Source organism: Kosakonia sp. S42 (genome assembly GCF_016624785.1).
Taxonomy (GTDB): Bacteria; Pseudomonadota; Gammaproteobacteria; order Enterobacterales; family Enterobacteriaceae; genus Kosakonia; species Kosakonia cowanii.
On the sequence record NZ_JACVTW010000032.1, the window covers coordinates 16,855 to 41,163 of the forward strand.

The 24,309-nt window shown below is 58.7% G+C and carries 25 protein-coding genes and 1 riboswitch; of the genes, 15 read left to right on the plus strand and 10 right to left on the minus strand.

Annotated elements, in window-relative coordinates:
* The first annotated feature begins 2 nt into the window (after positions 1-2).
* Together modC and IAE50_RS21950 are read left to right on the plus strand one after the other, a co-directional pair.
* Positions 3-1,061: a molybdenum ABC transporter ATP-binding protein ModC gene (gene modC / locus IAE50_RS21945; protein ID WP_200581289.1), complete on the plus strand. Its 1,059-nt coding sequence runs from the start codon at positions 3-5 to the stop codon at positions 1,059-1,061.
* A 168-nt stretch (positions 1,062-1,229) separates the two neighbouring features.
* Complete coding sequence (locus IAE50_RS21950) at positions 1,230-1,556, plus strand: hypothetical protein (protein WP_200135665.1); 327 nt, start codon at positions 1,230-1,232, stop codon at positions 1,554-1,556.
* A gap of 65 nt (positions 1,557-1,621) precedes the next feature.
* Here IAE50_RS21950 and IAE50_RS21955 read toward each other — a convergent pair whose 3' ends face one another.
* The gene (locus IAE50_RS21955; protein WP_128483363.1) at positions 1,622-2,440 is read right to left on the minus strand and encodes a pyridoxal phosphatase; all 819 of its coding nucleotides are present in this window, start codon (positions 2,438-2,440) and stop codon (positions 1,622-1,624) included.
* A 155-nt stretch (positions 2,441-2,595) separates the two neighbouring features.
* On the opposite strand from IAE50_RS21955, the gene pgl reads away from it, so the two are divergent.
* Positions 2,596-3,591, plus strand: coding sequence for a 6-phosphogluconolactonase (pgl, locus tag IAE50_RS21960; RefSeq protein WP_200581290.1), 996 nt, complete (start codon positions 2,596-2,598; stop codon positions 3,589-3,591).
* A 69-nt stretch (positions 3,592-3,660) separates the two neighbouring features.
* Here pgl and IAE50_RS21965 read toward each other — a convergent pair whose 3' ends face one another.
* The 4 genes from IAE50_RS21965 to bioA all read right to left on the minus strand — a co-directional run bounded on the left by IAE50_RS21965 (position 3,661) and on the right by bioA (position 7,570).
* Positions 3,661-4,944 carry a putative acyl-CoA thioester hydrolase gene (locus tag IAE50_RS21965; protein ID WP_034812813.1) on the minus strand — a complete coding sequence of 428 codons (1,284 nt, stop codon included), beginning with the start codon at positions 4,942-4,944 and terminating at the stop codon, positions 3,661-3,663.
* Between the two features lie 112 nt (positions 4,945-5,056).
* Complete coding sequence (locus IAE50_RS21970) at positions 5,057-5,533, minus strand: kinase inhibitor (protein WP_200581291.1); 477 nt, start codon at positions 5,531-5,533, stop codon at positions 5,057-5,059.
* A 13-nt stretch (positions 5,534-5,546) separates the two neighbouring features.
* Positions 5,547-6,227, minus strand: coding sequence for a type 1 glutamine amidotransferase domain-containing protein (locus IAE50_RS21975; RefSeq protein WP_187801831.1), 681 nt, complete (start codon positions 6,225-6,227; stop codon positions 5,547-5,549).
* A gap of 47 nt (positions 6,228-6,274) precedes the next feature.
* Positions 6,275-7,570 carry an adenosylmethionine--8-amino-7-oxononanoate transaminase gene (gene bioA / locus IAE50_RS21980; protein WP_200581292.1) on the minus strand — a complete coding sequence of 432 codons (1,296 nt, stop codon included), beginning with the start codon at positions 7,568-7,570 and terminating at the stop codon, positions 6,275-6,277.
* Between the two features lie 85 nt (positions 7,571-7,655).
* On the opposite strand from bioA, the gene bioB reads away from it, so the two are divergent.
* Genes bioB through bioD form a run of 4 tightly spaced genes read left to right on the plus strand, consistent with a single transcriptional unit; the run spans position 7,656 to position 11,298 of the window.
* Positions 7,656-8,696, plus strand: coding sequence for a biotin synthase BioB (gene bioB, locus IAE50_RS21985; RefSeq protein ID WP_076769577.1), 1,041 nt, complete (start codon positions 7,656-7,658; stop codon positions 8,694-8,696).
* Positions 8,693-9,847 carry an 8-amino-7-oxononanoate synthase gene (gene bioF, locus IAE50_RS21990; RefSeq protein WP_200581293.1) on the plus strand — a complete coding sequence of 385 codons (1,155 nt, stop codon included), beginning with the start codon at positions 8,693-8,695 and terminating at the stop codon, positions 9,845-9,847. The genes bioB and bioF overlap by 4 nt, the downstream gene beginning before the upstream one ends.
* A complete protein-coding gene (gene bioC / locus IAE50_RS21995; protein WP_200581294.1) occupies positions 9,834-10,583 on the plus strand; it encodes a malonyl-ACP O-methyltransferase BioC in 750 nt (249 codons plus the stop codon). Before bioF ends, bioC begins: the two co-directional genes overlap by 14 nt.
* Positions 10,576-11,298: a dethiobiotin synthase gene (gene bioD / locus IAE50_RS22000; protein ID WP_200581295.1), complete on the plus strand. Its 723-nt coding sequence runs from the start codon at positions 10,576-10,578 to the stop codon at positions 11,296-11,298. Before bioC ends, bioD begins: the two co-directional genes overlap by 8 nt.
* Here the strand turns inward: bioD and IAE50_RS22005 are convergent.
* Entirely contained in the window at positions 11,240-11,962 is a 723-nt protein-coding gene (locus tag IAE50_RS22005) for an ABC transporter ATP-binding protein (protein ID WP_023479498.1), read from the minus strand. The genes bioD and IAE50_RS22005 overlap by 59 nt on opposite strands.
* Positions 11,963-12,719: 757 nt before the next feature.
* Here IAE50_RS22005 and uvrB point away from each other — a divergent pair.
* Entirely contained in the window at positions 12,720-14,741 is a 2,022-nt protein-coding gene (gene uvrB / locus IAE50_RS22010; RefSeq protein ID WP_094420432.1) for an excinuclease ABC subunit UvrB, read from the plus strand.
* Between the two features lie 120 nt (positions 14,742-14,861).
* Here uvrB and pmrB read toward each other — a convergent pair whose 3' ends face one another.
* From pmrB to yvcK, 4 genes are all read right to left on the minus strand, one after another.
* Positions 14,862-15,974, minus strand: coding sequence for a two-component system sensor histidine kinase PmrB (gene pmrB / locus IAE50_RS22015; protein WP_200581296.1), 1,113 nt, complete (start codon positions 15,972-15,974; stop codon positions 14,862-14,864).
* Positions 15,974-16,648: a two-component system response regulator PmrA gene (gene pmrA, locus IAE50_RS22020; RefSeq protein ID WP_076769582.1), complete on the minus strand. Its 675-nt coding sequence runs from the start codon at positions 16,646-16,648 to the stop codon at positions 15,974-15,976. Before pmrA ends, pmrB begins: the two co-directional genes overlap by 1 nt.
* Positions 16,645-18,288, minus strand: coding sequence for a phosphoethanolamine transferase EptA (eptA, locus tag IAE50_RS22025; RefSeq protein WP_200581297.1), 1,644 nt, complete (start codon positions 18,286-18,288; stop codon positions 16,645-16,647). The genes pmrA and eptA overlap by 4 nt, the downstream gene beginning before the upstream one ends.
* Positions 18,289-18,396: 108 nt before the next feature.
* A complete protein-coding gene (gene yvcK / locus IAE50_RS22030) occupies positions 18,397-19,305 on the minus strand; it encodes a uridine diphosphate-N-acetylglucosamine-binding protein YvcK (protein ID WP_042713843.1) in 909 nt (302 codons plus the stop codon).
* Between the two features lie 417 nt (positions 19,306-19,722).
* A riboswitch (molybdenum cofactor riboswitch) is annotated at positions 19,723-19,866 on the plus strand.
* Between yvcK and moaA the strand changes: the two genes are divergently transcribed.
* The 7 genes from moaA to IAE50_RS22065 all read left to right on the plus strand — a co-directional run bounded on the left by moaA (position 19,854) and on the right by IAE50_RS22065 (position 24,099).
* Positions 19,854-20,843 (plus strand): GTP 3',8-cyclase MoaA, encoded by a 990-nt coding sequence (gene moaA / locus IAE50_RS22035; RefSeq protein ID WP_200581298.1) that lies wholly within the window; start codon positions 19,854-19,856, stop codon positions 20,841-20,843. (Overlaps the previous riboswitch by 13 nt.)
* Positions 20,844-20,861: 18 nt before the next feature.
* The gene (gene moaB, locus IAE50_RS22040; RefSeq protein WP_200581299.1) at positions 20,862-21,374 is read left to right on the plus strand and encodes a molybdenum cofactor biosynthesis protein B; all 513 of its coding nucleotides are present in this window, start codon (positions 20,862-20,864) and stop codon (positions 21,372-21,374) included.
* 3 nt (positions 21,375-21,377) lie between these two features.
* The gene (gene moaC / locus IAE50_RS22045; protein WP_023479526.1) at positions 21,378-21,863 is read left to right on the plus strand and encodes a cyclic pyranopterin monophosphate synthase MoaC; all 486 of its coding nucleotides are present in this window, start codon (positions 21,378-21,380) and stop codon (positions 21,861-21,863) included.
* Positions 21,856-22,101: a molybdopterin synthase sulfur carrier subunit gene (gene moaD / locus IAE50_RS22050; RefSeq protein ID WP_200581300.1), complete on the plus strand. Its 246-nt coding sequence runs from the start codon at positions 21,856-21,858 to the stop codon at positions 22,099-22,101. The genes moaC and moaD overlap by 8 nt, the downstream gene beginning before the upstream one ends.
* A 1-nt stretch (position 22,102) precedes the next feature.
* Positions 22,103-22,555, plus strand: coding sequence for a molybdopterin synthase catalytic subunit MoaE (moaE, locus tag IAE50_RS22055; protein ID WP_054803702.1), 453 nt, complete (start codon positions 22,103-22,105; stop codon positions 22,553-22,555).
* A 64-nt stretch (positions 22,556-22,619) separates the two neighbouring features.
* A complete protein-coding gene (locus IAE50_RS22060) occupies positions 22,620-23,327 on the plus strand; it encodes a Bax inhibitor-1/YccA family protein (RefSeq protein ID WP_200581301.1) in 708 nt (235 codons plus the stop codon).
* A 61-nt stretch (positions 23,328-23,388) separates the two neighbouring features.
* Positions 23,389-24,099, plus strand: coding sequence for a US12 family protein (locus tag IAE50_RS22065; protein ID WP_200581302.1), 711 nt, complete (start codon positions 23,389-23,391; stop codon positions 24,097-24,099).
* Positions 24,100-24,309 lie beyond the last annotated feature (210 nt).

The following is a 24,309-nucleotide window of genomic DNA, read 5'->3' on the forward strand; positions in this document are numbered from 1 at the left end:
CGATGCTGGAGCTCAATTTCACCCAGACGCTGGGCACCCATCGCTTGCGTATCGCCGAAACGCTACCCGCCAGCGGCATCACCGCGATTTTTGGCGTCTCGGGCGCGGGGAAAACTTCACTGATTAACGCCATTGGCGGCCTGACGCAGCCGCAAGAGGGGCGCATCGTGCTTAACGATCGCGTGCTGTTCGATACCGAACGCAAGGTGTGTCTGCCGCCCGAAAAGCGCCGCGTCGGCTATGTCTTTCAGGATGCGCGCCTCTTTCCGCACTACAGCGTGCGCGGCAATCTGCGCTACGGCATGGCGAAATCGATGGCCGCGCAGTTTGACAAACTGGTGTCGCTGCTCGGTATTGAGCCGCTGCTCGACCGGCTGCCCGGTGGCCTCTCCGGCGGTGAAAAGCAGCGCGTGGCGATTGGCCGCGCGTTATTGACCGCGCCAGAACTGATGCTGCTGGATGAGCCGCTGGCGTCGCTGGATATTCCGCGCAAGCGCGAACTGCTGCCCTACCTGCAACGACTGGCGCAGGAGATCAATATCCCGATGCTTTATGTCAGCCACTCGCTGGATGAGATCCTGCATCTGGCAGATAAAGTGATGGTGCTGGAAGCGGGCGAAGTGAAAGCCTTTGGCAGCCTCGAAGATGTGTGGGGCAGCAGCGTAATGAACCCGTGGCTGCCGCCGGAGCAGCAGAGCAGCGTGCTGAGAGTGCTGGTGCTGGAACACCATCCGCACTATGCGATGACCGCGCTGGCGCTGGGCGATCAGCATATCTGGGTCAATAAGATCGACCGGCCGCTGAAAAGCGCGCTGCGTATCCGCATTCAGGCCACCGATGTATCGCTGGTGCTCCAGCCGCCGATGAACACCAGCATCCGTAATATTCTGCGCGCCAAAATCGTGCAGTGTTTCGATGTCGACGGGCAGGTGGAAGTGCAACTGGATGTCGGTGGCAGAACCCTGTGGGCGCGCATCAGCCCCTGGGCGCGGGATGAACTCAGTATCAAACCCGGCCAGTGGCTCTATGCGCAAATCAAAAGCGTGTCGATTACCGCCTGATAGCCAGAAAACGGGCGTTGCGCCCGTTTCATCTCCCCATTTTTTTTATTACATAATCTTCTGATTTCCACACAGGAAATGCCTTATGGCACAATTGGCGCTCGAGCGTAGCGGGAGGAAGAGCTATTGCCAGACGGAAGATATGACCATTTCAAAGGAGAAGGGGCGATGGCAGAGGATATTGTTATTTTCAATACCAATACATGGGTTGCTGAAGTTATATATTACGTCGTGTCATTGCTGGTGCTTTTCGTCCTGCTGATTGGAAAAGTATTTGTAGATACAAGAAATTCGCAGTTTCTCCATATCTTTTACACCCTGTTCGTTTTTGGCATCGCTGCCATACAGTTTTGCCTTGCAGTGCATGGCACTTCGTTCCTTAAAGGCTTTCTGCATATCAATTACGATATCGACTATTCTGAGCCCATTCGCTTCGGCGCTTTCGGGTTTGCACTACTCTCCTATATTGCAGCACCATCAGGTCGATATCGTTAAGCCATACAAAGGCGAGGCCTGGTGCCTCGCCTTGCTAAATCAAAAGCGTGTCGATCACCGCCTGATTAGAGCAGCTCTTTATCAATAAATTGCGCGATGCTATCGACGGTGTTATCGCCAATCACCACATTGGCATGGGCTTTCACCGCGTCGTCGGCGTTGCCCATCGCCACACCGGTGCCTGCGGCCTGTAGCATACTGATATCGTTATAGTTATCGCCAAAGGCTACCACATCCTGCATTGATAAGCCCTGCGCGGCGACCCATTCGGCCAGCCGTTTGCCTTTGCTGTTACCGGCGCGGGCGATATCCACCTGATCGTGCCATGACCATTCGCACTCCAGCCCTAACGTCTGCTCAACATGGTGAGCAAAGTTCTTCAGCTTGCCGGTATCTTCATCGGTGAGAGCAAATTTCCAGATTGCCTCCACCTCTGCGGCCGCAGCGCGCAGGGAGTCAACCTGTTGAAACACCGGGCGCTGCTCAGGCGGCAGCGCTTCGGCCCACGCCGTGGTGCGCAGCACATGGCCGGTCGGCTTTTCATACAGCATGGCGTTATCGACATACATCAGGCCATGCACCTGGTACTCTTCCAGCAGGGCGATCAGTTGTTGCGCCTGATTGACCGGTAGCGGATCGGCGGCGAGCACCTTTTTTGCATGATAATCATACAAATAGGTGCCATTACAACAAATTGCAGGTGTATCCAGCGCCAGTGCCTGATAAAAAGGGTGGATAGCGACATGGTGCCGACCGGTCACGATAATGGGCAGATGCCCGGCGGCTTTTGCGCGTGCTAACGCTTCAAGGGAAGAGGGCAGAAGCGTCTTCTTCGGGGTTAAAAGCGTACCGTCTAAATCAAGTGCTATTACGCGCGAGGTCATATCGTTTCCCGTAGTTGAGGGTGAAATTTCGTGTCCGGGGATGGTACACCCCGTCGCCGCATGCGCAAAATCTGAGGGCGAAATTCAGCATCACGCCGCAAAAACGGCTATCCTGGTTACTTAACGCAGAGAAGAATTAGAGGAAAGGAGTGTTCATGAAACAGACCGTTTATACCGCCAGCCCCGAAAGTCAGCAGATCCACGTCTGGCGTTTGAATTCCGAAGGCAGCCTGACGCTGGTGCAGGTTGTCGATGTGCCAGGCCAGGTGCAGCCGATGGTTGTCAGCCCGGATAAACGTTACCTCTACGTTGGCGTTCGCCCTGAATTTCGCGTTCTTGCGTACCGTATCTCCCCGGAGGATGGCGCCCTGAGCTACGCCGCAGAAGCGCCGCTCTCCGGTAGCCCAACCCATATCTCCACCGATCATAGCGGTCGTTTCCTGTTTAGCGCCTCCTACAATGCGGGCAGCGTCAGCGTGGTGCGCCTTAATGATGGCATTCCGGGCGAGACCGTCCATCTTGCAGAGGGGCTGGAAGGGTGCCACTCGGCCAATATTTCCCCGGACAACCGCACGCTGTTTGTCCCGGCTCTGAAGCAGGATCGCATCTGTCTCTTTACCCTCGGTGAAACGGGCGCGCTGACCGCGCAGGAGCCGTCGGAAGTGACCACCGTCGAGGGCGCAGGCCCGCGCCATATGGCCTTCCATCCGAATAAGCGTTTTGCCTACTGCGTTAACGAACTCAACAGCAGCGTCGATGTCTGGCAGCTTAGCGATCCGCATGGCAAAACCGAGTGCGTGCAGACCGTGGATATGATGCCGCCGGAGTTCAGTGATACCCGCTGGGCTGCGGATATCCATATCACGCCGGATGGCCGTCATCTCTATGCCTGCGACCGAACCTCCAGCACCCTGACCATCTTCAGCGTGTCGGAAGATGGCAGCGTCATCGCCGTTGAAGGTTTCCAGCCGACCGAAACCCAGCCGCGCGGCTTCAATATCGATAACAGCGGCAAATACCTGATTGCCGCCGGGCAGAAATCCCATCATATCGCGCTGTATGAGATCGGCGGCGCGCAGGGCCTGCTGACTGAAAAAGCGCGTTACGCCGTGGGACAGGGCCCGATGTGGGTAGTCATTAACGCCCTGTAATAACCGGGATCCCATTTCCGGGCATAAAAAAACCTCGCCGCGGCGAGGTTTTTTGTTTTGAGCGTTGAATTACTTCTTCGGCTCAGCAACCACTTTGCTGCCGAGGCCGCGGTTGTTGAACTCCCAGAATCGGTTGAACTTCGCATCGTTCAAATCGCGCTGGATGTTGCCTTTATCATCCGCAGTGCCGGTGTTGCCCGCATAGGCGCGGCCTGATACGGCGGCATCGCCCCACGGTTTCGCCACGTTAAAGCCTTCGTTAATCACGCTATCGCGGATCACGGCCTGGCCGTTGGTGCTGCTGTCGATATCCAGCGAGCGGCCCAGCTGCGCGACACCGTTTCCGGCGGCGGTAAAGCGGCTGTTGACGGCGAGGAAGCCGTAATAGAGGTTCGACAGGGTTGACGGAGCGAAGACATAACCTGCCTGCTGAGTACGCGAGTTGACCACGCGGAAGTCGGTGTTATCAAATACCACCGCGCCGCGCCCGGAGACGATATCCACATCGCCTTCGAGGTAGCTGTTGGTCACCAGCGTGCGGGTCTGGCGATCGCTGCGCAGAGTGTTATCCACGCCGCTGTTGGTCACAAAGAAGGTGTTCTGGCGACCGAGAATATTGACGTTGTTGATCTGCACTTTATCGCCATCGCTGCGCAGCGCCACCGCCTGGTGGTTGCCGGCATCGACGCTGTCGCCGAGCGTGTTCTGAATGGTCAGGTTCTGCAGTTGCAGGCCGTTGTTCTGCGACCAGACAACGGCGGAGCACATCACGCCGACGGTCGCCGCGCGGCTGCGCTGGCAGGCATCAAACATATACCACGCTGGTTTGCCCGGCATATATTTGCCCGATGGGTTGACCAGACGACGCCAGCTGGTCGGATCCATTTCAGAATCGATCGCCTGGCCGATCTTCACATCCGCCGCTTTCTCACCGGTACCGTAAATGGTCACGCTGCCCGAAGCCGCAGGCACATAGACGGTGCCTTCATATTCACCCGGCATCACCGCAATGTACTGGCGGTCGCTGGCGTGTTTATTGATGGCAGCGTCAACCGCAGCCTGAATGGTGGTGTGGGTCACACCCGCCGTACCGGCCGGTCCAACCACGAAATCTGCTTTTTCCGGCACGCGGATCGCGTAAGGTTTCCACGCGGCGCTGTTGGCGGCCAGCGGGGTGAAGTAGCGATCGGCGGTGAAGTTTTTCGCTTCATCAACGCTTAGGATCGGGCGCGAGGAGGTGCCTGGCGCAGTTTGTTCAGAGGGACGCTCAGAGGGCGGCGTCGAGCTACAGGCGGTCAGTGTCACGCCAAAAGCGAGCGCCAGCGCCAGACGGGAAACCGATGATGTGTTCAAGGGGTGCTCCAGACTATGCAAGTTAAAGGGGATAGCGTAATGCCTGCTTTTTTATACTAAGTTGAGCGAAACGGGAAGCCGATTTGTTAAATCGGCTGTAAATCCCTGGCTTTTAGCTGAAAAGGGCGGTGAGAGTGGCGCTGCCGAGGGTGTGAAAATGGACATTAAAGCCGACCATTGCCCCGCTGGCGTTCTCGTCGACATCCAGTTTCTCCACGTCCAGCGCGTGAACGGTGAAGATATAGCGGTGAGTTTCGCCTTTCGGCGGTGCCGCGCCGCCATACCCGGCGCTGCCGAAGTCGGTGCGCGTCTGCACGCTTCCTTCAGGCAATGCAGCACTGCCGGAACCGGCACCCTGCGGTAGTACACGAGTCTCTGTCGGCAGGTTCGCCACAATCCAGTGCCACCAGCCGGAGCCGGTGGGGGCGTCAGGATCATAGCAGGTGACAACAAAGCTTTTGGTGCCCGCAGGCACCTCATCCCATGTCAGATGGGGCGAAATATTATCGCCCTCATAGCCCATGCCGTTAAACACGTGACGCAGCGGCAGCTTCTCGCCGTCACGAAAATTATGGCTGAGTAACTTCATATGGCCTCCTTGCTTAGCGGTGCAGCAGTTTCAGTAGCTCTTCGGCGGTTGCCGCAGAGGAGGCCGGGTTCTGGCCAGTGACCAGATGGCCGTCGGTCACCACATAGACGCCCCAGTCATCGGTGCGCTCGAACTGCCCGCCTGCCTGTTTCAGTGAATCTTCCACTAAGAACGGCACCACTTTCGTCAGGCCAACCGCCTCTTCTTCGCTGTTGGTAAAACCGGTGACGCGTTTACCCTGCACCAGCGGCGTGCCGTCCGGTTTTTTCACATGGCGCAGCACGCCCGGTGCGTGGCAGACCGCCGCGACCGGTTTCCCCTCGGCCCAATATTTTTCAATCAGATCGATGGAGATCGGGTGCTCAGCCAGATCCCACAGCGGGCCGTGGCCGCCCGGGAAAAAGACCGCGTCATAATCGCTGATGTTGATGCTGCTCAGGGGCAGGGTATTTGCCAGCGCCTGCTGCGCTTTTTCATCTTTACGGAAACGCTCGGTGTCCTGCGTCTGCGCATCCGGCGCATCGCTGGTCGGGTCGAGCGGCGGCTGTCCCCCCGCCGGAGAGGCGAGCACCACCTCTACGCCTGCATCCTGAAAGATATACCAGGGTGCGGCAAACTCTTCGAGCCAGAAACCGGTTTTCTTGCCGGTGTCGCCCAGGGTGTCATGCGAGGTCAGAACCATCAGAATTGCCATATATCCTCCATTTTTCAGGTCAGTAACCCAAAAGTGTAGTGCATCTTTTACGCCTCGTCGGTGAAGAGGTCCGCACGCAGCACGGCGGCATTCACTGCCTGCGTCAGGCGCGACAGCTGCTCCGGGGTGATGATATAGGGCGGCATCAGATAGATCAGGCGACCAAACGGGCGGATCCAGACGCCCTGCTCAACAAAGAAGCGCTGCAACGCCGCCATATTCACCGTCGAGCGCGTTTCCACCACGCCAATCGCCCCGAGTACGCGTACATCCGCGACGCTTGCGGCCTGCGCGGCGGGAGCCAGCTCCGCCTTCAGCTGCGCTTCGATAGCGGCGACCTGCCTCTGCCACTCGCCGCGCTGCAAAATCTCCAGGCTGGCGTTTGCCGCCGCGCAGGCCAGCGGGTTGCCCATAAAGGTTGGACCATGCATAAAGCAGCCCGCCTCGCCGTTGCTGATGGTCTCAGCCACCACGCGGGTGGTCAGCGTGGCCGAGAGGGTCATAGTCCCGCCGGTCAGCGCTTTGCCAAGGCAGAGAATATCCGGCGTGATACCCGCATGCTCACAGGCGAAGAGTTTACCGGTGCGGCCAAAGCCGGTGGCGATCTCATCGGCGATCAGCAGGATCCCTTCGCGATCGCACATCTTACGGATGCGCTTCAGCCACTCGGGATGATAAATGCGCATGCCGCCCGCGCCCTGCACAATCGGCTCCAGAATAACGGCGGCGATCTCATGGCGATGGGCCGCCAGCGTGCGGGCAAACGCCACCATATCATGCTCATCCCATTCACCATCAAAACGGCTCTGCGGCGCAGGTGCGAAGAGGTTTTCCGGCAGATAACCCTTCCACAAACTGTGCATCGAGTTGTCGGGATCGCACACCGACATCGCACCGAACGTGTCGCCATGGTAGCCGTTACGGAAGGTGAGGAAGCGCTGCCGCGATTCGCCCTTCGCCTGCCAGTATTGCAGCGCCATCTTCATCGCCACTTCTACCGCCACCGAACCGGAGTCGGCGAGAAACACGCACTCCAGCGCCTCGGGCGTCATCGCCACCAGTTTGCGGCACAGCGCCACGGCGGGCGCATGGGTAATGCCGCCAAACATCACGTGAGAGACGGCATCGATCTGCGTTTTCATCGCCGCGTTCAGCGCCGGATGGCCGTAACCGTGGATCGCCGCCCACCAGGATGACATGCCGTCCACCAGCCGTTCGCCGCTGGCGAGATGCAGCTCGCAGCCCTGCGCGGAGGCGACCGGGTAGACGGGGAGGGGGGCGGTCATAGAGGTGTAGGGGTGCCAGATATGGCTGCGATCAAAAGCTAAATCGTCCTGGGTCATAATCGACTTGTAAACCAAATTAAAAAGTTTTAGGTTTACGAGTCTACACCGAATAACGATTTAATCACACTTTTGGAGAGGCCAGATGGCTCACCACACACGCTGGACACTGTCGCAAGTTACTGCTTTATTTGAAAAACCACTGCTGGATCTGCTTTTTGAGGCGCAGCAAATCCACCGCCAGCATTTTGACCCGCGCCAGGTGCAGGTCAGCACGCTGCTGTCGATCAAAACCGGCGCCTGCCCGGAAGATTGCAAATATTGCCCGCAAAGCGCGCGCTACAAAACGGGCCTCGAGTCGGAGCGTTTGATGGAGGTGGAGCAAGTGCTGGAGTCGGCGCGCAAAGCGAAGCTCGCCGGTTCAACGCGCTTCTGCATGGGCGCGGCGTGGAAAAACCCGAACGATCGCGATATGCCCTACCTGGAGCAGATGGTGGAAGGGGTGAAAGCGATGGGGCTGGAAGCCTGCATGACCCTCGGCACCCTCAATGAGAGCCAGGCGCAGCGTCTGGCCCACGCCGGGCTTGATTACTACAACCACAACCTCGACACCTCGCCGGAGTTTTACGGCAACATCATCACCACCCGCACCTATCAGGAGCGTCTCGACACGCTGGATAAAGTGCGCGATGCCGGGATCAAAGTCTGCTCCGGCGGCATTGTCGGGCTGGGTGAAACCGTCACCGATCGCGCCGGGCTGCTGATGCAACTCGCCAATCTGCCGACGCCGCCAGAAAGCGTGCCGATCAACATGCTGGTGAAGGTGAAAGGCACGCCGCTGGCGGATAACGACGATGTCGACGCCTTTGATTTTATTCGCACCATCGCCGTGGCGCGCATCATGATGCCCACCTCCTATGTCCGCCTCTCGGCCGGGCGCGAGCAGATGAACGAGCAGACCCAGGCGATGTGCTTTATGGCGGGTGCCAACTCCATCTTTTACGGCTGCAAACTGCTGACCACGCCAAACCCGGAAGAGGATAAAGATCTGCTCCTGTTCCAGAAGCTGGGGCTGAACCCGCAGCAGACCCAGGTGCTGAATGGCGATAACGAACAGCAGCAGGAGATTGAGCAGCAACTGCTTCACGCCGACACGGAGCACTATTACAACGCGGCGACCCTATGAGCTGGCAGCAGCGAATCGAAGCCGCGCTCAGCGAACGCCGCTCGGCAGATGCCCTGCGCCGTCGTATCACCGTAGAGCAGGGTGCCGGACGCTGGTTAACCCTCGACGGCGAGCATTTTTGCAACTTCGCCAGTAATGACTACCTCGGTTTAAGCCAGCATCCGCAGGTGATTGCCGCCTGGCAGCAGGGCGCCGCGCAGTATGGCGTCGGCAGCGGCGGTTCGGGCCATGTTGTTGGCCATACGGCTGCGCATCATCAACTTGAGCGCGAACTGGCGCAGTGGCTCGGTTACGACCGCGCGCTGCTCTTTATCTCCGGTTTTGCCGCCAACCAGGCCACCATCGCGGCGCTCACCGGCAAAGAGGATCGCATTGTTGCCGATAAGCTGAGCCACGCCTCGCTGGTGGAAGCGGCTGCCCTCAGCCCGGCACAGCTGCGCCGTTTTGCCCATAACGATGTCGCCCAGTTGGCGAGCCTGTTGAGCAAACCGCTCAGCGGACAGCAGCTGGTGGTCACTGAAGGCATTTTTAGCATGGATGGCGACAGCGCACCGCTGGCGGCGATTGCCGATGCCGCGCATCACGCAAATGCATGGCTGATGGTGGATGATGCCCACGGCATCGGCGTGCTCGGCGAGCAGGGGCGCGGCAGTTGCCATTTGCAGGAGGTGAAGCCCGACATTCTGGTGGTCACCTTCGGCAAAGGTTTTGGCGTCAGCGGCGCGGCGGTACTTTGCAGCGAAGCGGTTGCCGATTACCTGGTGCAGTTCGCCCGCCATCTCATCTACAGCACTGCGATGCCCCCCGCGCAGGCGGTGGCGCTCAGCGCCGCGCTCGATGTGATCCGCTCTGCTGAAGGCGACGCGCGCCGTGCGCAGCTGGCAGCGCTGATTAGCCGTTTTCGTGACGGCATGCGCGGGCTGGATCTGGCGGTGACGGATTCGCATAGCGCCATTCAGCCCCTGATTGTTGGCGACAACAGCCGCGCGCTGCGTCTCGCCCACACTCTGCGCCAGCAGAGGCTGTTTGCGACCGCCATCCGCCCGCCAACGGTGCCGCCGGGCACGGCGCGTTTGCGCCTCACTTTAACCGCTGCGCATCAGCCGGAGGATATCGACAGGTTGCTGGAGGCGCTGCATGGCGGTGAATAAACAGGCGGTGGCCGCCGCCTTTGGTCGCGCGGCGCAAAGCTATGCGCGACACGATGAGTTACAGCGGCTCAGCGCCGACTGTTTGCTGGCGCAACTGGGCGACATCAATCCTGCGCGGGTGATTGACGCCGGTTGCGGACCAGGCGCGATGAGCCGCTACTGGCGCGCGCAAGGCTGCGATGTCACGGCGCTCGATCTCTCGCCCGGCATGCTGGCCGAAGCCCGCCAGCAGCAGAGCGCCGCGCGTTACGTCACTGGCGATATCGAAGCGCTGCCGCTGGCGGATGCGACCTTTTCGCTGGCGTGGAGCAACCTCGCGGTGCAGTGGTGCGACGATCTGCGCCAGGCCGTTGGCGAACTGCACCGCGTCACCGAACCGGGTGGGCATATCGCTTTTACCACGCTGGCGGACGGCTCGTTACCGGAGCTGAACCAGGCCTGGCGCGCGCTGGACAGCTTGCCCCACGCTAACCGCTTCCTGCCCGTGACGGAGATTGAGCAGGCGCTAAACGGCTGGCCGCTGCGCTGCGGCATTGACACCGTCACCCTGTGGTTTGCCGATGCCGCCAGCGCCCTGCGATCCCTTAAAGGGATTGGTGCCACCCATCTGCATGCTGGTCGCCAGCAGGGGCTGACGCGCGGCAAATTGCAGCGCTTACAGGAAGCCTGGCCGCAACAGCAGGGGAAATTCCCGCTGACCTATCAACTTTTTTGGGGAGTGATAACCCGTGACTGAACGCTATTTTGTGACCGGTACCGATACCGAAGTGGGTAAAACCGTGGCGAGCTGCGCCTTGTTGCAGGCGGCGAACCTGCGCGGGCTGCGCAGTGCGGGCTATAAACCGGTCGCCTCCGGCAGCGAGATGACGCCCGATGGGCTGCGCAACAGCGATGCGCTGGCGTTGCAGCGCCACAGCAGTTTGCTGCTCACCTATCAGGCGGTTAACCCGTATACCTTTGCCGAGCCGACCTCGCCGCACATTGTCAGCGCCGATCTGAATCAGCCGATAGAGGCGGAAGTGATGTCGACCGGTTTACGCCAGCTGGAGCAGCAGGCCGACTGGCTGCTGGTGGAAGGGGCAGGGGGCTGGTTTACGCCGCTCTCGCCGACGCTGACCTTTGCCGACTGGGCCACCTCGGAGCGCCTGCCGGTGATTCTGGTGGTTGGCGTCAAGCTTGGCTGCATCAACCATGCGATGTTGACCGCCCAGGCGGTACAGCAGGCAGGGCTAAGGCTGGCAGGCTGGATCGCTAATGATGTGGTCAAGCCGGGTAAACGCCACCAGGAGTATATGGCGACGCTGCAACGCGTGCTGCCCGCGCCGCTGATCGGTGAGATCCCGTGGCTGGCGGATGCGCCGGAAACCGCCGCAACCGGCCACTATCTCGATCTCAGCGTACTGACTCCGGCGACATCCAGTGCGCCAGCAGCGGATCATCTAACTGCCTGATATCGCCCCCGGCCACGCGCCGCCCACGGTGCAGCAGGCAGAAACGATCCGCCACCCGGCGGATCAGCGACAGCTGCTGCTCCGCCAGTAAGATCGACATACCAAACTCCTGATTGAGCCGCACGATCAAATTCCCCAGCTTATGGATAAACGCCTGGCCGAGGCCGCGCGTCGGTTCATCGAGGATCAACAACCGTGGGCGCGTGACCAGCGCCCGCGCCATCGACAGCTGCTGCTGGTTATCTTCCGACAGCGTCGCACCACGCTGCTGGCGCAGCCCATACAGTTCCGGGAAGAGATCGAAGATCTCGCGGCTTAAGTTCTGCCCTGCGTCACCGGCGGCACGCATCGCCACATGCAGGTTCTCCTCCACCGTCAGCTGTGAAAAGATGCGCCTGTCCTGCGGCACATAACCGATACCGACCGCGCTGCGGTGCTCGGCCTGCAGTGTCAGCAGATCGCGCGGCGGCGCGCCCGCATCCTGCCAGATCATGCTGCCGCTCTCCACCGGCAGGTAGCCGGTAATGCAGTTCACCAGCGTGGTTTTTCCCATACCCGGCAGCCCGACCAGCGAGGTGCAGAGGCCGGGGGCTAACTCCAGATCGATATCCCATAACGTATGTTGGTCGCCGTAATAGTGGTTCACCGCATGTAAGCTCAACATGATCCGCTCCTTGTTCCCATCAGGTATGACTGCTTTTCACTACGGTCAACTGCAAAAGGCTTGCCAGAACGTGAAAAGGGCATTTTTTTCGGAGACGGCTGAGAAAGCGTGCGAAAAAAACGTGATGGCGCGCAAACCCAGGTAAAAATTCTGCACTTTGCCAGTGCTTACCGCAGCGGGTGGTGGTGCAACGGATAGTGGAATTGTGAGAAGGATCCCATGCGGATCTTGCGCATCGTTATCTGATAATTGCCGAAAAGAGTCGATAAAAAAATTTTCCCTCCCCCTTTTCGACGCCGAAGGGGAGTTTGGCGAGGGGCGGGGTGCACGGGCTGGCGGCAGTTATCCACTATTCCTGTGGATAACCTTGTGTATTAGAGTTAGAAAACGTGCGGCAAGCGAGAGGCGGCGCGGCTTGCGCATGAATTGGTGCGAAACCCGTCTTTTTAATATTTTCTTTTTTAATCAAAAGTTTAAATAAAAGCAATGGGTGTAAGAAAAGTGTCACCGACTGCCATAAAAGCGTCAAACATCACCTTGACAAATGTTAAAAGGGCAAAAATTCTGGGGATAACCTTTAACGCGCGGTTTAATCGCTTACCGATTGCCCAATCGCAGCCACAATGCGATGTTTTGCACTGGGGTAGATGAGATCGGTTTGCACGCTACTGTTTTTTCATCCAGTATCTTCGGTTGGCAAAAATGCGCATGGTGAGTAAACTGTCTTACCTGCCCCACTCCTCATCAGGTGCCATTCATGAGTAAACCGTTCAAACTGAATTCCGCTTTTCGCCCCTCCGGCGATCAGCCTGAAGCAATCCGTCGCCTCAAGGAAGGGCTGGAAGACGGGCTCGCGCACCAGACGTTGCTCGGGGTAACCGGTTCAGGGAAGACGTTCACAGTGGCCAATGTGATTGCCGATCTGCAGCGCCCAACCATGGTGCTGGCACCCAACAAGACGCTGGCCGCGCAGCTCTATGGCGAGATGAAAGAGTTCTTCCCGGATAACGCGGTAGAGTATTTCGTCTCCTACTACGACTACTATCAGCCGGAAGCCTACGTACCCAGCTCGGATACCTTTATCGAGAAGGATGCGTCGGTTAACGAACATATCGAGCAGATGCGTCTCTCCGCCACCAAAGCGCTGCTGGAGCGGCGAGATGTGGTGGTGGTGGCGTCAGTCTCTGCCATCTACGGTCTGGGCGATCCTGATCTCTACCTGAAGATGATGCTGCACCTCACCAATGGCATGATCATCGATCAGCGCGCGATCCTGCGCCGTCTGGCGGAGTTGCAGTACACCCGTAATGACCAGGCGTTCCAGCGCGGCACCTTCCGCGTGCGCGGCGAAGTGATTGATATCTTCCCGGCGGAGTCGGACGATCTGGCGCTGCGCGTTGAGCTGTTCGACGAAGAGGTTGAGCGCCTGTCGCTCTTCGATCCGCTGACCGGCCATATTGAATCGGTGATCCAGCGTTTTACCATCTACCCGAAAACGCACTACGTCACGCCGCGCGAGCGCATCGTGCAGGCGATGGAAGAGATCAAAGTCGAGCTGGCGGAGCGGCGGAAGTTTCTGCTGGAGAACAATAAGCTGCTGGAAGAGCAGCGTATTACCCAGCGCACCCAGTTCGATCTGGAGATGATGAACGAGCTGGGCTACTGCTCCGGCATCGAGAACTACTCGCGCTACCTCTCCGGGCGCGGGCCGGGCGAAGCGCCGCCGACGCTGTTTGACTATCTGCCCGCCGATGGCCTGCTGGTGGTCGATGAATCCCACGTGACCATTCCGCAAATCGGCGGCATGTATCGCGGCGACCGGGCGCGTAAAGAGACGCTGGTAGAGTATGGTTTCCGCCTGCCGTCGGCGCTCGATAACCGCCCGATGAAGTTTGAAGAGTTCGAAGCACTGGCACCGCAGACGATCTACGTCTCCGCGACGCCGGGTAACTACGAGCTGGAGAAATCGGGCGAAGAGGTGATCGATCAGGTAGTGCGCCCAACCGGCCTGCTGGATCCGATCATCGAAGTGCGCCCGGTGGCCACCCAGGTCGACGATCTGCTGTCCGAGATCCGCAAGCGCGTCGAGATCAACGAGCGCGTGCTGGTAACTACCCTGACCAAACGTATGGCAGAAGATTTGACCGAATATCTGGTCGAGCACGGCGCGAAGGTGCGCTACCTGCACTCCGATATCGACACCGTCGAGCGTATGGAGATTATCCGCGACCTGCGTCTTGGTGAGTTCGATGTGCTGGTCGGCATCAACTTGCTGCGTGAGGGGCTGGATATGCCGGAAGTGTCGCTGGTTGCCATTCTCGACGCGGATAAAGAGGGCTTCCTGCGCTCCGAACGATCGCTTATCCAGACCATTGGTCGTGCGGCGCGTAACGTCAACGGCAAAGCGATTCTCTATGGCGATAAGATCACGCCGTCGATGGCGAAAGCGATTGGCGAAACGGAACGCCGCCGCGAGAAGCAGCAGAGCTACAACGAAGAGCACGGCATTACGCCGCAGGGGCTCAACAAGAAAGTGGTGGATATTCTGGCGCTCGGCCAGGGGCTGGCGAAAACCAAAGCCAAAGGACGCGGCAAGTCCCGCTCGCCGGTTGAGGCAGATGCATCTGATCTGGGCCTGACGCCGAAAGCGCTGCAACAGAAAATTCATGAACTGGAAGGGCAGATGATGCAGCATGCGCAGAATCTGGAGTTTGAAGAGGCGGCGAAGGTGCGCGATCAGCTTCATCAACTGCGCGAGCTGTTTATTGTTGCCTCTTAATGTTGACTTAACATAGCCCTGTCACACTCTCCTCAGTTTTGGTGGAGGAGAGTGTGATGCAACAAATTACCGTTCGTGAGTGTTTCGCCGTCGCCTGCGCGCTGGCAGTGGTGCTCGGTTTTACCCATTTTTGGCTGCTGAGCTACTGATCGTCCCCCGGTCGGGCGCGCTGAATTTGACCCACGCCCGCACCCCACTTTGTGTCAGCCGATTGTGCAGGAAAAACTGCGCGTCATGCAGTTGCGCGATACGCGTAACGATACTTAAGCCAAGACCGGCACCGCCGTAACGGCTGTCCATCCTGACAAATGCTTTGCTCAGCTCGCCGCTGCGGCTCTCATCAATCCCTTGCCCCTCATCCTCTACCGCCAGCACCGGCGTTTCCGCCTGCTCCAGCCGTACCGCGATCGTGCTGCCGACCGGGCTATAGCGATGGGCATTCTCTACCAGGTTACGCACCAGCAGCCGCAGCAGCGTCGCATCGCCTGCTACTGCCATTCCTTCACCGTCAACCGGCATTACCAGGCGCTGATCGCGTGCCGCCAGCATGGTGCGCAGCTCCTCTTCCATCGGCAGCACCACATCACTTAATAAGGTCACTTGCTGATAGGTTCCGGCGGAGAAAGATTGCCCCACGCGCGCCAAAAGCAGCAGTTGGGCGATATTTTCTGTCATCTGATCGAGACGCTGCACCAGCGGCTCGACCTGCATACCGCTGCTTTTTGCCATCAGTTCAAGGTGCAGACGCAGCCCGGCGAGCGGTGTGCGCAGCTCATGGGCGACATCGGCAGTAAAGAGCCGTTCGCGATCGAGAGTTAACGTCAGGCGCGAGACCAGCTCGTTAATCGCCGAGGTGACGGCCTCCACTTCGCTGACGCTCTGATCGAGGGTGATCGGCTGCAAATTGTTCGGCGTGCGCTTATTCAGCTCCTGCTGAAGTTCGGAGAGCGGGCGGGTGATCGCTTTTACCGCCTGCATGCAGAGCAGCAGCGCGAGGCCGATAATCAGCAGGCTGGGCACCAGCAGGCTCGCCACCGCTTCACGCACTTCATGCTCAATATGTTTGCGGTTATTGTGGTTGTGGATCGCCGTCTGCACCAGCAGCTGGATCTGCTCTTCGCTCTCATGCCAGAGCCAGAAGACGCTGACCAGCTGGCAGAAGAGCAGAATGCCGCCAATGGTCAGCAGCAGCCGGCGGCGCAGGCTCCAGTGACGAAAGTTGAACATCGCCATCACTCGGGCCGCTCTTGCGGTGCCACCAGCATATAGCCAAAGCCGCGCACGGTGCGGATGCGCGACTTGCCAATCTTGTCGCGCAGATTGTGAATATGCACCTCCAGCGTGTTGGTCGACGGCTCGTTATCCCAGTTGTAGATATCGTTGTAGAGGATTTCGCGGTGCACCGGGCTTTCGGCTTTCAGCATCAGGCGCGATAAGAGCGCGTACTCTTTTGGCGTCAGCTCCAGCAGTTGTCCCTCCAGCCACGCCTGGCGGCGGGTGACATTCAGCGTCAGGTTGCCGTGGATAATCTCGTTATCGCCCTGATTGTGGTGACGGCGCAGCAGCGCGCGAATGCGGGCGTTAAGCTCGTCGAGGGCAAAGGGTTTTACCAGGTAATCATCCGCGCCGGTATCCAGCCCCGCCACGCGATCGTCGAGGGTATCGCGAGCGGTGAGGATCAGCACCGGCAGGGTATATTTCTCTTTGCGCAGCCGGTTGAGCAGATGCAGGCCATCTTCATCAGGCAGGCCGAGATCGAGCACAATCAGGCTGTAGTGGCCACCCGCCAGGCAGAGCGCCGCTTCATGGGCGGTCGAGACGCCATCGCAGGCGTAGCCTTCACTCTGCATCGCGAGGATTAACCCCTGTTGCAGCAGCGTATCATCTTCAATCACCAGAATTTTCATTTCACCTGCTCCCGGCACGGCGTAAGGATATCGTCTTCAGGATGGTAGACCGTGGTGCTGACGCCCAGTATACCCAACATGGTCGGGAAGAGGTTGTCCTGCGAGTAGGCCTTCTCCCGCGCATTTTTCGCGACACACTGACTGTTAATGCCGTAACGCGTCTGGTAATCGGGCGACAGCCAGATCAGCAGCGGCACATGTTTCTGCGTGGCGGGCGCGATGGAGTAGGGCAGCCCGTGCAGGTAAACGCCATTTTCACCCAGTGATTCGCCATGATCGGAGAGGTAAACCAGGCTGGTGGTAAACCTCTCCTGTTTTGATTGCAGTAATTTAATCGCTTTATCAACAATATAGTCGACATAGACGATGGTGTTGTCATAGGTGTTCACTAGCTGCTCGCGCGAGCAGGTCTGGATCTCATTGGTATCGCAGGTGGGGGTGAATTTGCGCATCTGCGCCGGATAGCGGTTGTAGTAGGTTGGCCCGTGGCTGCCAATGGTGTGCAACACAATCAGCCCGTCACCCGGCAGTTGATCGATATAGCGGGCCAGATCGCGAAACAGGATCTCATCCTGGCACTCGCCCTTGATGCAGTAATCCGCCAGATTGAGCTGCGTCATATCCTGGTGCGGCACGCGGTCGCAGGCCCCTTTACAGCCGCCATCATTCTCATTCCACAGCACCTGAATCCCGGCGCGCTGCACTACATCAAGCAGCCCCTCCTGGTGATGCGCCAGCTGATCGTCATAGTGGGCGCGGCCCATGCCGGAGAACATGCAGGGCACGGAGACCGCAGTCGCGGTGCCGCACGAGGTGGTGTTGGGGAAGTAGATAACATTATCCTGCTTCAGCAGCGGGTTGGTCTCGCGATCGTATCCCCCAAGCGAGAAGTCATCCCCGCGCGAGGTTTCGCCCAGCACCAGAATGGTGAGGTTTTTACGCGCGCCGCGCTTCATCTGCGGCAGTTGGTGAGCATCTTCACCGATGCGCACCAGCGGCAGGTTATCCATGCGGTTATGGACATACCAGGAGAGCGAGGCGGCAATGGCGTTCGACGGGCCGAGGGTTTTCACCAGCTCTTTGTTGTTGCGAAACAGCGAGGCGTAATCTTTATAAAACGGCACCGCCACGGCAACGATAATCAACGCGGAGATCGCCACGCTAAGCAGGCGTAGCGTAATGCTACGCAGCAGGGGGCGGGTGGGTTTGATCTTGATCCACCAGGCGATAATCACCGGCAGCAGGGCGGTCAGCACCAGCGTCATCACCATTTTGCCCGACATCAGGGCGAAGCTCTCCGCCGCGGTGGTGTCGAGAATATTGGTGATCATCGAGCGGTCAATAATCACGCCGAAGGTGGAGATAAAGTATTGTGCGGCGGCACAGAGCAGAATAAACAGGCTCAGCAGCAGCCGGTCGAGGCACAGAAACGACGCCAGCGTCAGCACAATGTTGATTACGCTAAAGGCCACCAGCGGCATGGTGAGGAACACCAGCGCATTATGCAGCGAGTCGACCGGAAGCAGATGAAACGCCTGGCGGTAAAAGACAATATTGAGCACCAGCGCGATATAGAGCGCCGCAAGGGTAAGCAGAGAGAGGCGGCTTAAAGAGGGCCGATAGAGCGAAAGCGTGCGCATAGCCAAATTCCATAATGTGAATAGCGCTATGCTGACAGGGGTTTTTTAAGACAACCTTAAGAAATTAAGCAAAGGGTTTGGCGGGGCTGATTCTGCCCCGCCCGCGCGTCAGCCAAGCTGCTGCACCGCTTTCTCCAGCGCATTGCGCAGCAGAACTCGGTCGTGGCGATAGGGGATATCGCTCGCCTCCAGCTCTTCCTGAATAATCAGCCGGTCAGTTACCGTGCTGGCGTCCACTTTTGGCCCCACCACGGCGGCATCAATAATGCGCTTGCCGATATACTGCTCCATGATCGAGAGCTTATCCGCCAGCGTCAGGCGGGCGGCGGCGGGGCTGAGCTCTTTGCCCAGGTTGCCGATATAGACCACTGGCGCGGGCGTGCGGCGCAGTGCCTGGGCTAACTCATCAAGCAAAAGCAGTGGCAGCAGGCTGGTGTAAAAACTGCCGGGGCCAATCAGGATCAGATCCGCTTCGGCAATCGCCTGCACCGCTTCGCGCGTGGTGTGGACTTTCGGCGACAGCATCAGCTCCTGCACCGGTGCGTGCAATTGGTCGATATTGACCTCGCCATACACCACGTTGCCTTCGCTGTCCGTCGCCACCAGATCGACCGGCTGCTCGGACATGGGGATTAAAAAGGCGTCCACCTTCAACAAATTGCGAATGATGTTAATTGCTTCCAGCGGGCGCACGCTGAGGTGATCGAGCGCCTTTAACATCAGGTTTCCGAGGTTATGGCCGGAAAGTTCGCCATTGCCGCTAAAACGGTACTCAAACATCGCCGAGGCGACGCTTGGTTCGGTAATCAACTGATTGAGGCAGTTGCGCATATCGCCCCAGGCGATGCCGCCTTCGGAGCGACGAATACGCCCTGTGGATCCGCCGTTGTCGGTAGTAGTGACAATGCCGGTGAGGCGCGATCCCAGTGAGGCAAGCGAAGACATCACCCGCCCAAGACCATGCCCGCCGCCGAGTGCGACAACGCGATCCAGGTCGGCGAGGGTGCGATTACGCATAATTGTTCCTTATGATTTTTTATCGTGCTACGTTAGCGTAAATACCACCAAAAGACGATGCCGCGCACCGCGTAAAATGACACATATCAAAGCAAAAAAGCGATTTTCACGTACTCTGTAGCCATTGTGCACGATTATGTCGCTATGTAGTGGTTTATATAACGATATTCACAATGGCGAAAGCCGGGCGATCGCGCTACTATCGCCAGAGCATGTTAGCGTGACTAACATAACCCTCCTCAATGGATTTTGGGTGGCGTTGAAGTGATTAACACCGATGCAGCCCGAAAGACGGAGAGGACACTCCTCAAAGTATTTCGGGTTGCATCAAGGCGGCAACTGAGCAAATCCCCGGGAGCATAGATTGCTATGTGACCGGGGTGTGCGAAGGCAGCCAACACCGATGCAGCCCGAAAGACGATGAGGATACACTCAAGCCTCTGCACCTGTGTCGCAAGATATGGTGCTTTGGCCGTAGCAGAGCAATCGCTCTCGCTGCCAGGGTGCAGGAAGAAATGACTGCATCTCCCGAATCTGGAAAGGTGTACATGGCCTCACAACTGACTGACGCGTTCGCGCGCAAGTTCTATTACTTGCGTTTGTCGATTACCGACGTGTGCAATTTTCGTTGCACCTACTGCCTGCCGGATGGCTACAAGCCCGGCGGCGTCAATAACAACGGCTTTCTCAGCCTCAATGAAATTCGCCGCGTGACCCGCGCCTTTAGCGCAATGGGCACAGAAAAAGTGCGCCTGACGGGCGGCGAACCCTCCCTGCGCCGCGATTTCACCGACATCATCGCTGCGGTGCGGGAAAATGCCGCCATTCGCCAGATTGCCGTCACCACTAACGGCTACCGCATGGCTCGCGACGTTGCCCAGTGGCGCGACGCCGGTCTGACGGCGATCAACGTCAGCGTCGACAGCCTCGACGCTCGCCAGTTTCACGCCATTACCGGGCAGGATAAGTTTCGCCAGGTGATGGCGGGCATCGACGCCGCCTTTAGCGTCGGTTTCTCGAAGGTGAAGGTCAATACCGTGCTAATGCGCGACGTGAATCATCACCAGCTCGATACCTTCCTTGACTGGATCCAGACGCGGCCAATCCAGCTACGCTTTATTGAACTGATGGAGACGGGCGAGGGGAGCGATCTGTTCCGCAAACATCACCTCTCCGGCATGGTACTGCGCGACGAGCTGCTTAAACGCGGCTGGATCCACCAGTTGCGCCAGCGCAGCGACGGCCCGGCGCAGGTCTTCTGCCACCCGGATTACGAAGGCGAAATCGGGCTTATCATGCCCTACGAAAAAGATTTCTGCGCCAGCTGCAACCGCCTGCGCGTCTCCTCCACCGGCAAACTGCACCTCTGCCTGTTTGGCGATGGCGGCGTCGATCTGCGCGATCTTCTGCAGGCGGACGAGGAGCAGGGCAGGCTTGAAGATCGTATCGCCACGGCGCTCAGCCAGAAAAAGCAGACCCACTTCCTGCATCAGGGCAATACGGGCATTACGCAAAACCTTTCATATATCGGCGGGTAACGCCGCAAGGAGAGAGAGATGAGCCAGGTCAGCGCTGAGTTTATCCCGGTCAGGCTTGCTATTTTGACGGTCTCCAGCCGTCGTGGCGAAGAGGATGACACTTCCGGTCACTATCTGCGCGACGCCGCGCACGATGCTGGTCATCAAGTAGTTGATAAAGCGATCGTTAAGGAGAACCGCTACGCCATTCGCGCCCAGGTGTCGGCGTGGATCGCAAGCGATGAGGTGCAGGCGGTGCTAATCAATGGCGGAACCGGCTTCACCGAAGGTGACCAGACGCCAGAAGCGCTGTTGCCGCTGTTTGACCGCGAAATTGAGGGCTTCGGCGAGCTGTTTCGCATGTTGTCCTTTGAAGAGATCGGCACCTCGACGCTGCAATCCCGCGCGCTGGCGGGCCTCGCCAACCAGACGCTCATTTTCGCCATGCCCGGCTCGACCAAAGCGTGCCGCACCGCGTGGGAAAATGTCATTGAACCGCAGCTCGATGCGCGTACGCGCCCGTGTAATTTTTACTCCCATTTGAAGAAGTAAGTTATGTCGCAACTGACCCATATTAACGCCGACGGCGAAGCGCATATGGTGGATGTCTCCGCCAAAGCGGAAACCGTGCGCGAAGCGCGCGCCGAAGCCTTTGTCACCATGCTGCCAGAGACGCTGGCGATGATTGTCGACGGCAGCCACCACAAAGGCGATGTCTTCGCCACTGCGCGTATCGCCGGTATTCAGGCGGCAAAACGCACCTGGGAGCTGATCCCGCTCTGCCATCCGCTGTTATTGAGCAAAGTAGAAGTGCTGCTCCAGGCACAGCCGGAGCATAACCGCGTGCGCATCGAATCTGTCTGCCGTCTGAGCGGCAAAACTGGCGTCGAGATGGAGGCGTTAACTGCTGCCTCGGTCGCCGCGCTGACGATTTACGATATGTGCAAAGCGGTGCAGAAAGATATGGTGATTGGCCCGCTGCGCCTGCTGGCGAAAAGCGGCGGCAAATCGGGTGATTTCAGGGTAGAGAGCGATGCTTAAAGTACTGTTTTTCGCGCAGGTGCGCGAGCTGGTGGGCTGTGACACCTTCAACGTTGAGACGCTTTTCCCCTCCGTTGAAGCGCTGCGCCAGCATCTTGCCGGGCAGGACGATCGCTGGGCGCTGGCGCTGGAAGAGGGGAAGCTGCTGGCAGCGGTGAATCAGACGCTGGTCAGCTTCGATCATCCGCTGGCAAGCGGCGATGAAGTGGCCTTTTTCCCGCCGGTGACCGGAGGCTAAGATGAGCGAAACGCGAATTTGTGTCGACCGCGCGGCGTTTAACGTCGGCGAAGAGTACAGCTGGCTGGCCGCGCGCGATGAAGATGGCGCGGTGGTGACCTTTACCGGCAAAGTGCGCAACCACAATCTGGGCGATAGCGTCAGCGCCTTAACCCTTGAGCACTATCCGGGGATGACGGAAAAATCGCTGGCCGCGATTGTCGACGAGGCGCGCAGCCGCTGGCCGCTCGGGCGGGTGAGCGTTTATCACCGCATCGGCGAACTCTGGCCGGGGGATGAGATTGTCTTTGTTGGCGTAGGGAGCGCGCACCGCAGCAGCGCTTTTGAGGCCGGGCAGTTTATTATGGACTACCTGAAAACCCGCGCGCCGTTCTGGAAGCGCGAAGCGACGCCGGAAGGCGAACGCTGGGTGGAAGCGCGCGACAGCGATCAGCAGGCAGCGAAACGCTGGTAGCACGCAGGGTGCCGATTGATGTGTTAACCTTACTGCATTGTTAACCCATCAATCAGGAGTGATTATGGACCGTTTCCCCCGTTCTGATTCTATCGTGCAGGGCAGCCGTAGCGGGCTGCAAACCTATATGGCGCAGGTCTATGGCTGGATGACCTGCGGTCTGCTGTTAACCGCGTTTGTCGCATGGTACGCCGCGCGTAGCGAAGCGATCATGAGCTTCGTCTTCTCCAGCCAAATCACCTTCTTCGGGCTGATTATCGCCCAGTTGGCGCTGGTGTTTGTCATCTCCGGCATGATCCACAAACTGAGCCCCGCGCTGGCGACCGGCCTGTTTATGCTCTATTCGGCGCTCACCGGACTGACGCTCTCCAGCATTCTGCTGGTCTATACCTCGCAGTCGATTGCCGCCACCTTTGTGGTCACCGCCGGGATGTTTGGCGTGATGAGCCTCTACGGCTACACCACCAAACGCGATCTCAGCGGCTTCGGCAATATGCTGTTTATGGGGCTGATTGGGATTGTGCTCGCCTCGCTGGTCAACTTCTGGCTGAAGAGCGAAGCGCTGATGTGGGTCATCACCTATATCGGTGTGATTGTCTTCGTCGGCCTGACCGCTTATGACACGCAGAAGCTGAAAGGGATCGGTGAGAAGATTGATGTCAGCAACAGTGCCGAGCTGCGCAGATATTCGATTCTGGGCGCGTTAACGCTCTACCTCGACTTTATCAACCTGTTCCTGATGCTGCTGCGTATCTTCGGCAACCGTCGTTAAGCAACGCTATACCCCATCCCGGCTGCGGCCGGGATTTTTTTGCCTTTTTCACGGAGGAGCGGTGAGAGTATTTGGCTGGATAGCCCCGGTGCAGGTTACGCCCGTTGAGTTACTGGTAAAGGCCTGTTGGTGGCTGGCGGCGGGCATGGCGCTCAGCGCGGCAGTTTGCTGGCTGGTGCTCGATCTGCTGGCGCTGCCGCAGTTCACTGAACACAGCGCGATCATCGTGCTGCTGGTGATCCTCTGGTTTATCACCCTTTTCGCGCTCACCATGCTGTTTGACCGTATGAAGACGCTGCACGCCATCGGCGGGCTGGTGCTGCTGAGTGTCATCGGCGGTCTGCTGGCCGCGAGCCTCTTTTCGCTTCAACTCTGCCTGGTGCTCTACGGCGTGACCGGCGGGCTGTTCGCCCTCGGCGCGCTGATTGCACATCTCTATGGTGAGCGGCTGCGCAACGGGCGTTTTTACTGGCTGCTGGCTGCCGCGGGCGGCGTGCTTGCCGTGGTGATTAATCTGGCGCTGGAGGGCGACACGGCGCAGTGGTGCGCGAGCCTGTTTCTGGTAGTGCTGTTTAGCGTTGTGAGTGCGCGCAAAAGCCCAGAGATGCTCGACAGCGCGCGTGGGCTTTACCGCCAGCAGTTTGTCACGGTGCAGCACTGCGCAACCCGCGGGGCGCTCAGCATCTGGCTCGGCGCGGCGACCGCGTTTCTCGACATACTCCAAACGCTGATATTCCTGGTTTCATCAGGATCGTCCAGCGCGTCGCGCTAAAGCACGATTGCCGGATGGCGCGTTACACGCTTATCCGGCCTACGCGGTTTCAGTGGTTCGATACACGCAGGCCGGATAAGGCGTAGCCGCCATCCGGCAATGGGTTTTCATGTGGGATTGGTGGAATGATTCCGTTCACTATGCGTTGGGAATTTCATTAATCTCTTATGCGGTGAACGGGACAAGGGGGGGACCGCTCCCCCCTTGTCA

What these genes read in the sequence shown, in the direction of transcription:
- moaA (WP_200581298.1), top strand. Translation starts at nt 19,854, where the DNA reads ATGGCCTCACAACTGACTGACGCGTTCGCGCGCAAGTTCTATTACTTG.
- moaE (WP_054803702.1), top strand. Translation starts at nt 22,103, where the DNA reads ATGAGCGAAACGCGAATTTGTGTCGACCGCGCGGCGTTTAACGTCGGC.
- uvrB (WP_094420432.1), top strand. Translation starts at nt 12,720, where the DNA reads ATGAGTAAACCGTTCAAACTGAATTCCGCTTTTCGCCCCTCCGGCGAT.
- IAE50_RS22005 (WP_023479498.1), bottom strand. Translation starts at nt 11,962, where the DNA reads ATGTTGAGCTTACATGCGGTGAACCACTATTACGGCGACCAACATACG.
- IAE50_RS21955 (WP_128483363.1), bottom strand. Translation starts at nt 2,440, where the DNA reads ATGACCTCGCGCGTAATAGCACTTGATTTAGACGGTACGCTTTTAACC.
- moaC (WP_023479526.1), top strand. Translation starts at nt 21,378, where the DNA reads ATGTCGCAACTGACCCATATTAACGCCGACGGCGAAGCGCATATGGTG.
- yvcK (WP_042713843.1), bottom strand. Translation starts at nt 19,305, where the DNA reads ATGCGTAATCGCACCCTCGCCGACCTGGATCGCGTTGTCGCACTCGGC.
- modC (WP_200581289.1), top strand. Translation starts at nt 3, where the DNA reads ATGCTGGAGCTCAATTTCACCCAGACGCTGGGCACCCATCGCTTGCGT.
- IAE50_RS21950 (WP_200135665.1), top strand. Translation starts at nt 1,230, where the DNA reads ATGGCAGAGGATATTGTTATTTTCAATACCAATACATGGGTTGCTGAA.
- moaB (WP_200581299.1), top strand. Translation starts at nt 20,862, where the DNA reads ATGAGCCAGGTCAGCGCTGAGTTTATCCCGGTCAGGCTTGCTATTTTG.
- pgl (WP_200581290.1), top strand. Translation starts at nt 2,596, where the DNA reads ATGAAACAGACCGTTTATACCGCCAGCCCCGAAAGTCAGCAGATCCAC.
- bioC (WP_200581294.1), top strand. Translation starts at nt 9,834, where the DNA reads ATGGCGGTGAATAAACAGGCGGTGGCCGCCGCCTTTGGTCGCGCGGCG.
- IAE50_RS22060 (WP_200581301.1), top strand. Translation starts at nt 22,620, where the DNA reads ATGGACCGTTTCCCCCGTTCTGATTCTATCGTGCAGGGCAGCCGTAGC.
- eptA (WP_200581297.1), bottom strand. Translation starts at nt 18,288, where the DNA reads ATGCGCACGCTTTCGCTCTATCGGCCCTCTTTAAGCCGCCTCTCTCTG.
- moaD (WP_200581300.1), top strand. Translation starts at nt 21,856, where the DNA reads ATGCTTAAAGTACTGTTTTTCGCGCAGGTGCGCGAGCTGGTGGGCTGT.
- bioA (WP_200581292.1), bottom strand. Translation starts at nt 7,570, where the DNA reads ATGACCCAGGACGATTTAGCTTTTGATCGCAGCCATATCTGGCACCCC.
- pmrB (WP_200581296.1), bottom strand. Translation starts at nt 15,974, where the DNA reads ATGGCGATGTTCAACTTTCGTCACTGGAGCCTGCGCCGCCGGCTGCTG.
- bioF (WP_200581293.1), top strand. Translation starts at nt 8,693, where the DNA reads ATGAGCTGGCAGCAGCGAATCGAAGCCGCGCTCAGCGAACGCCGCTCG.
- pmrA (WP_076769582.1), bottom strand. Translation starts at nt 16,648, where the DNA reads ATGAAAATTCTGGTGATTGAAGATGATACGCTGCTGCAACAGGGGTTA.
- IAE50_RS21975 (WP_187801831.1), bottom strand. Translation starts at nt 6,227, where the DNA reads ATGGCAATTCTGATGGTTCTGACCTCGCATGACACCCTGGGCGACACC.
- bioB (WP_076769577.1), top strand. Translation starts at nt 7,656, where the DNA reads ATGGCTCACCACACACGCTGGACACTGTCGCAAGTTACTGCTTTATTT.
- IAE50_RS21970 (WP_200581291.1), bottom strand. Translation starts at nt 5,533, where the DNA reads ATGAAGTTACTCAGCCATAATTTTCGTGACGGCGAGAAGCTGCCGCTG.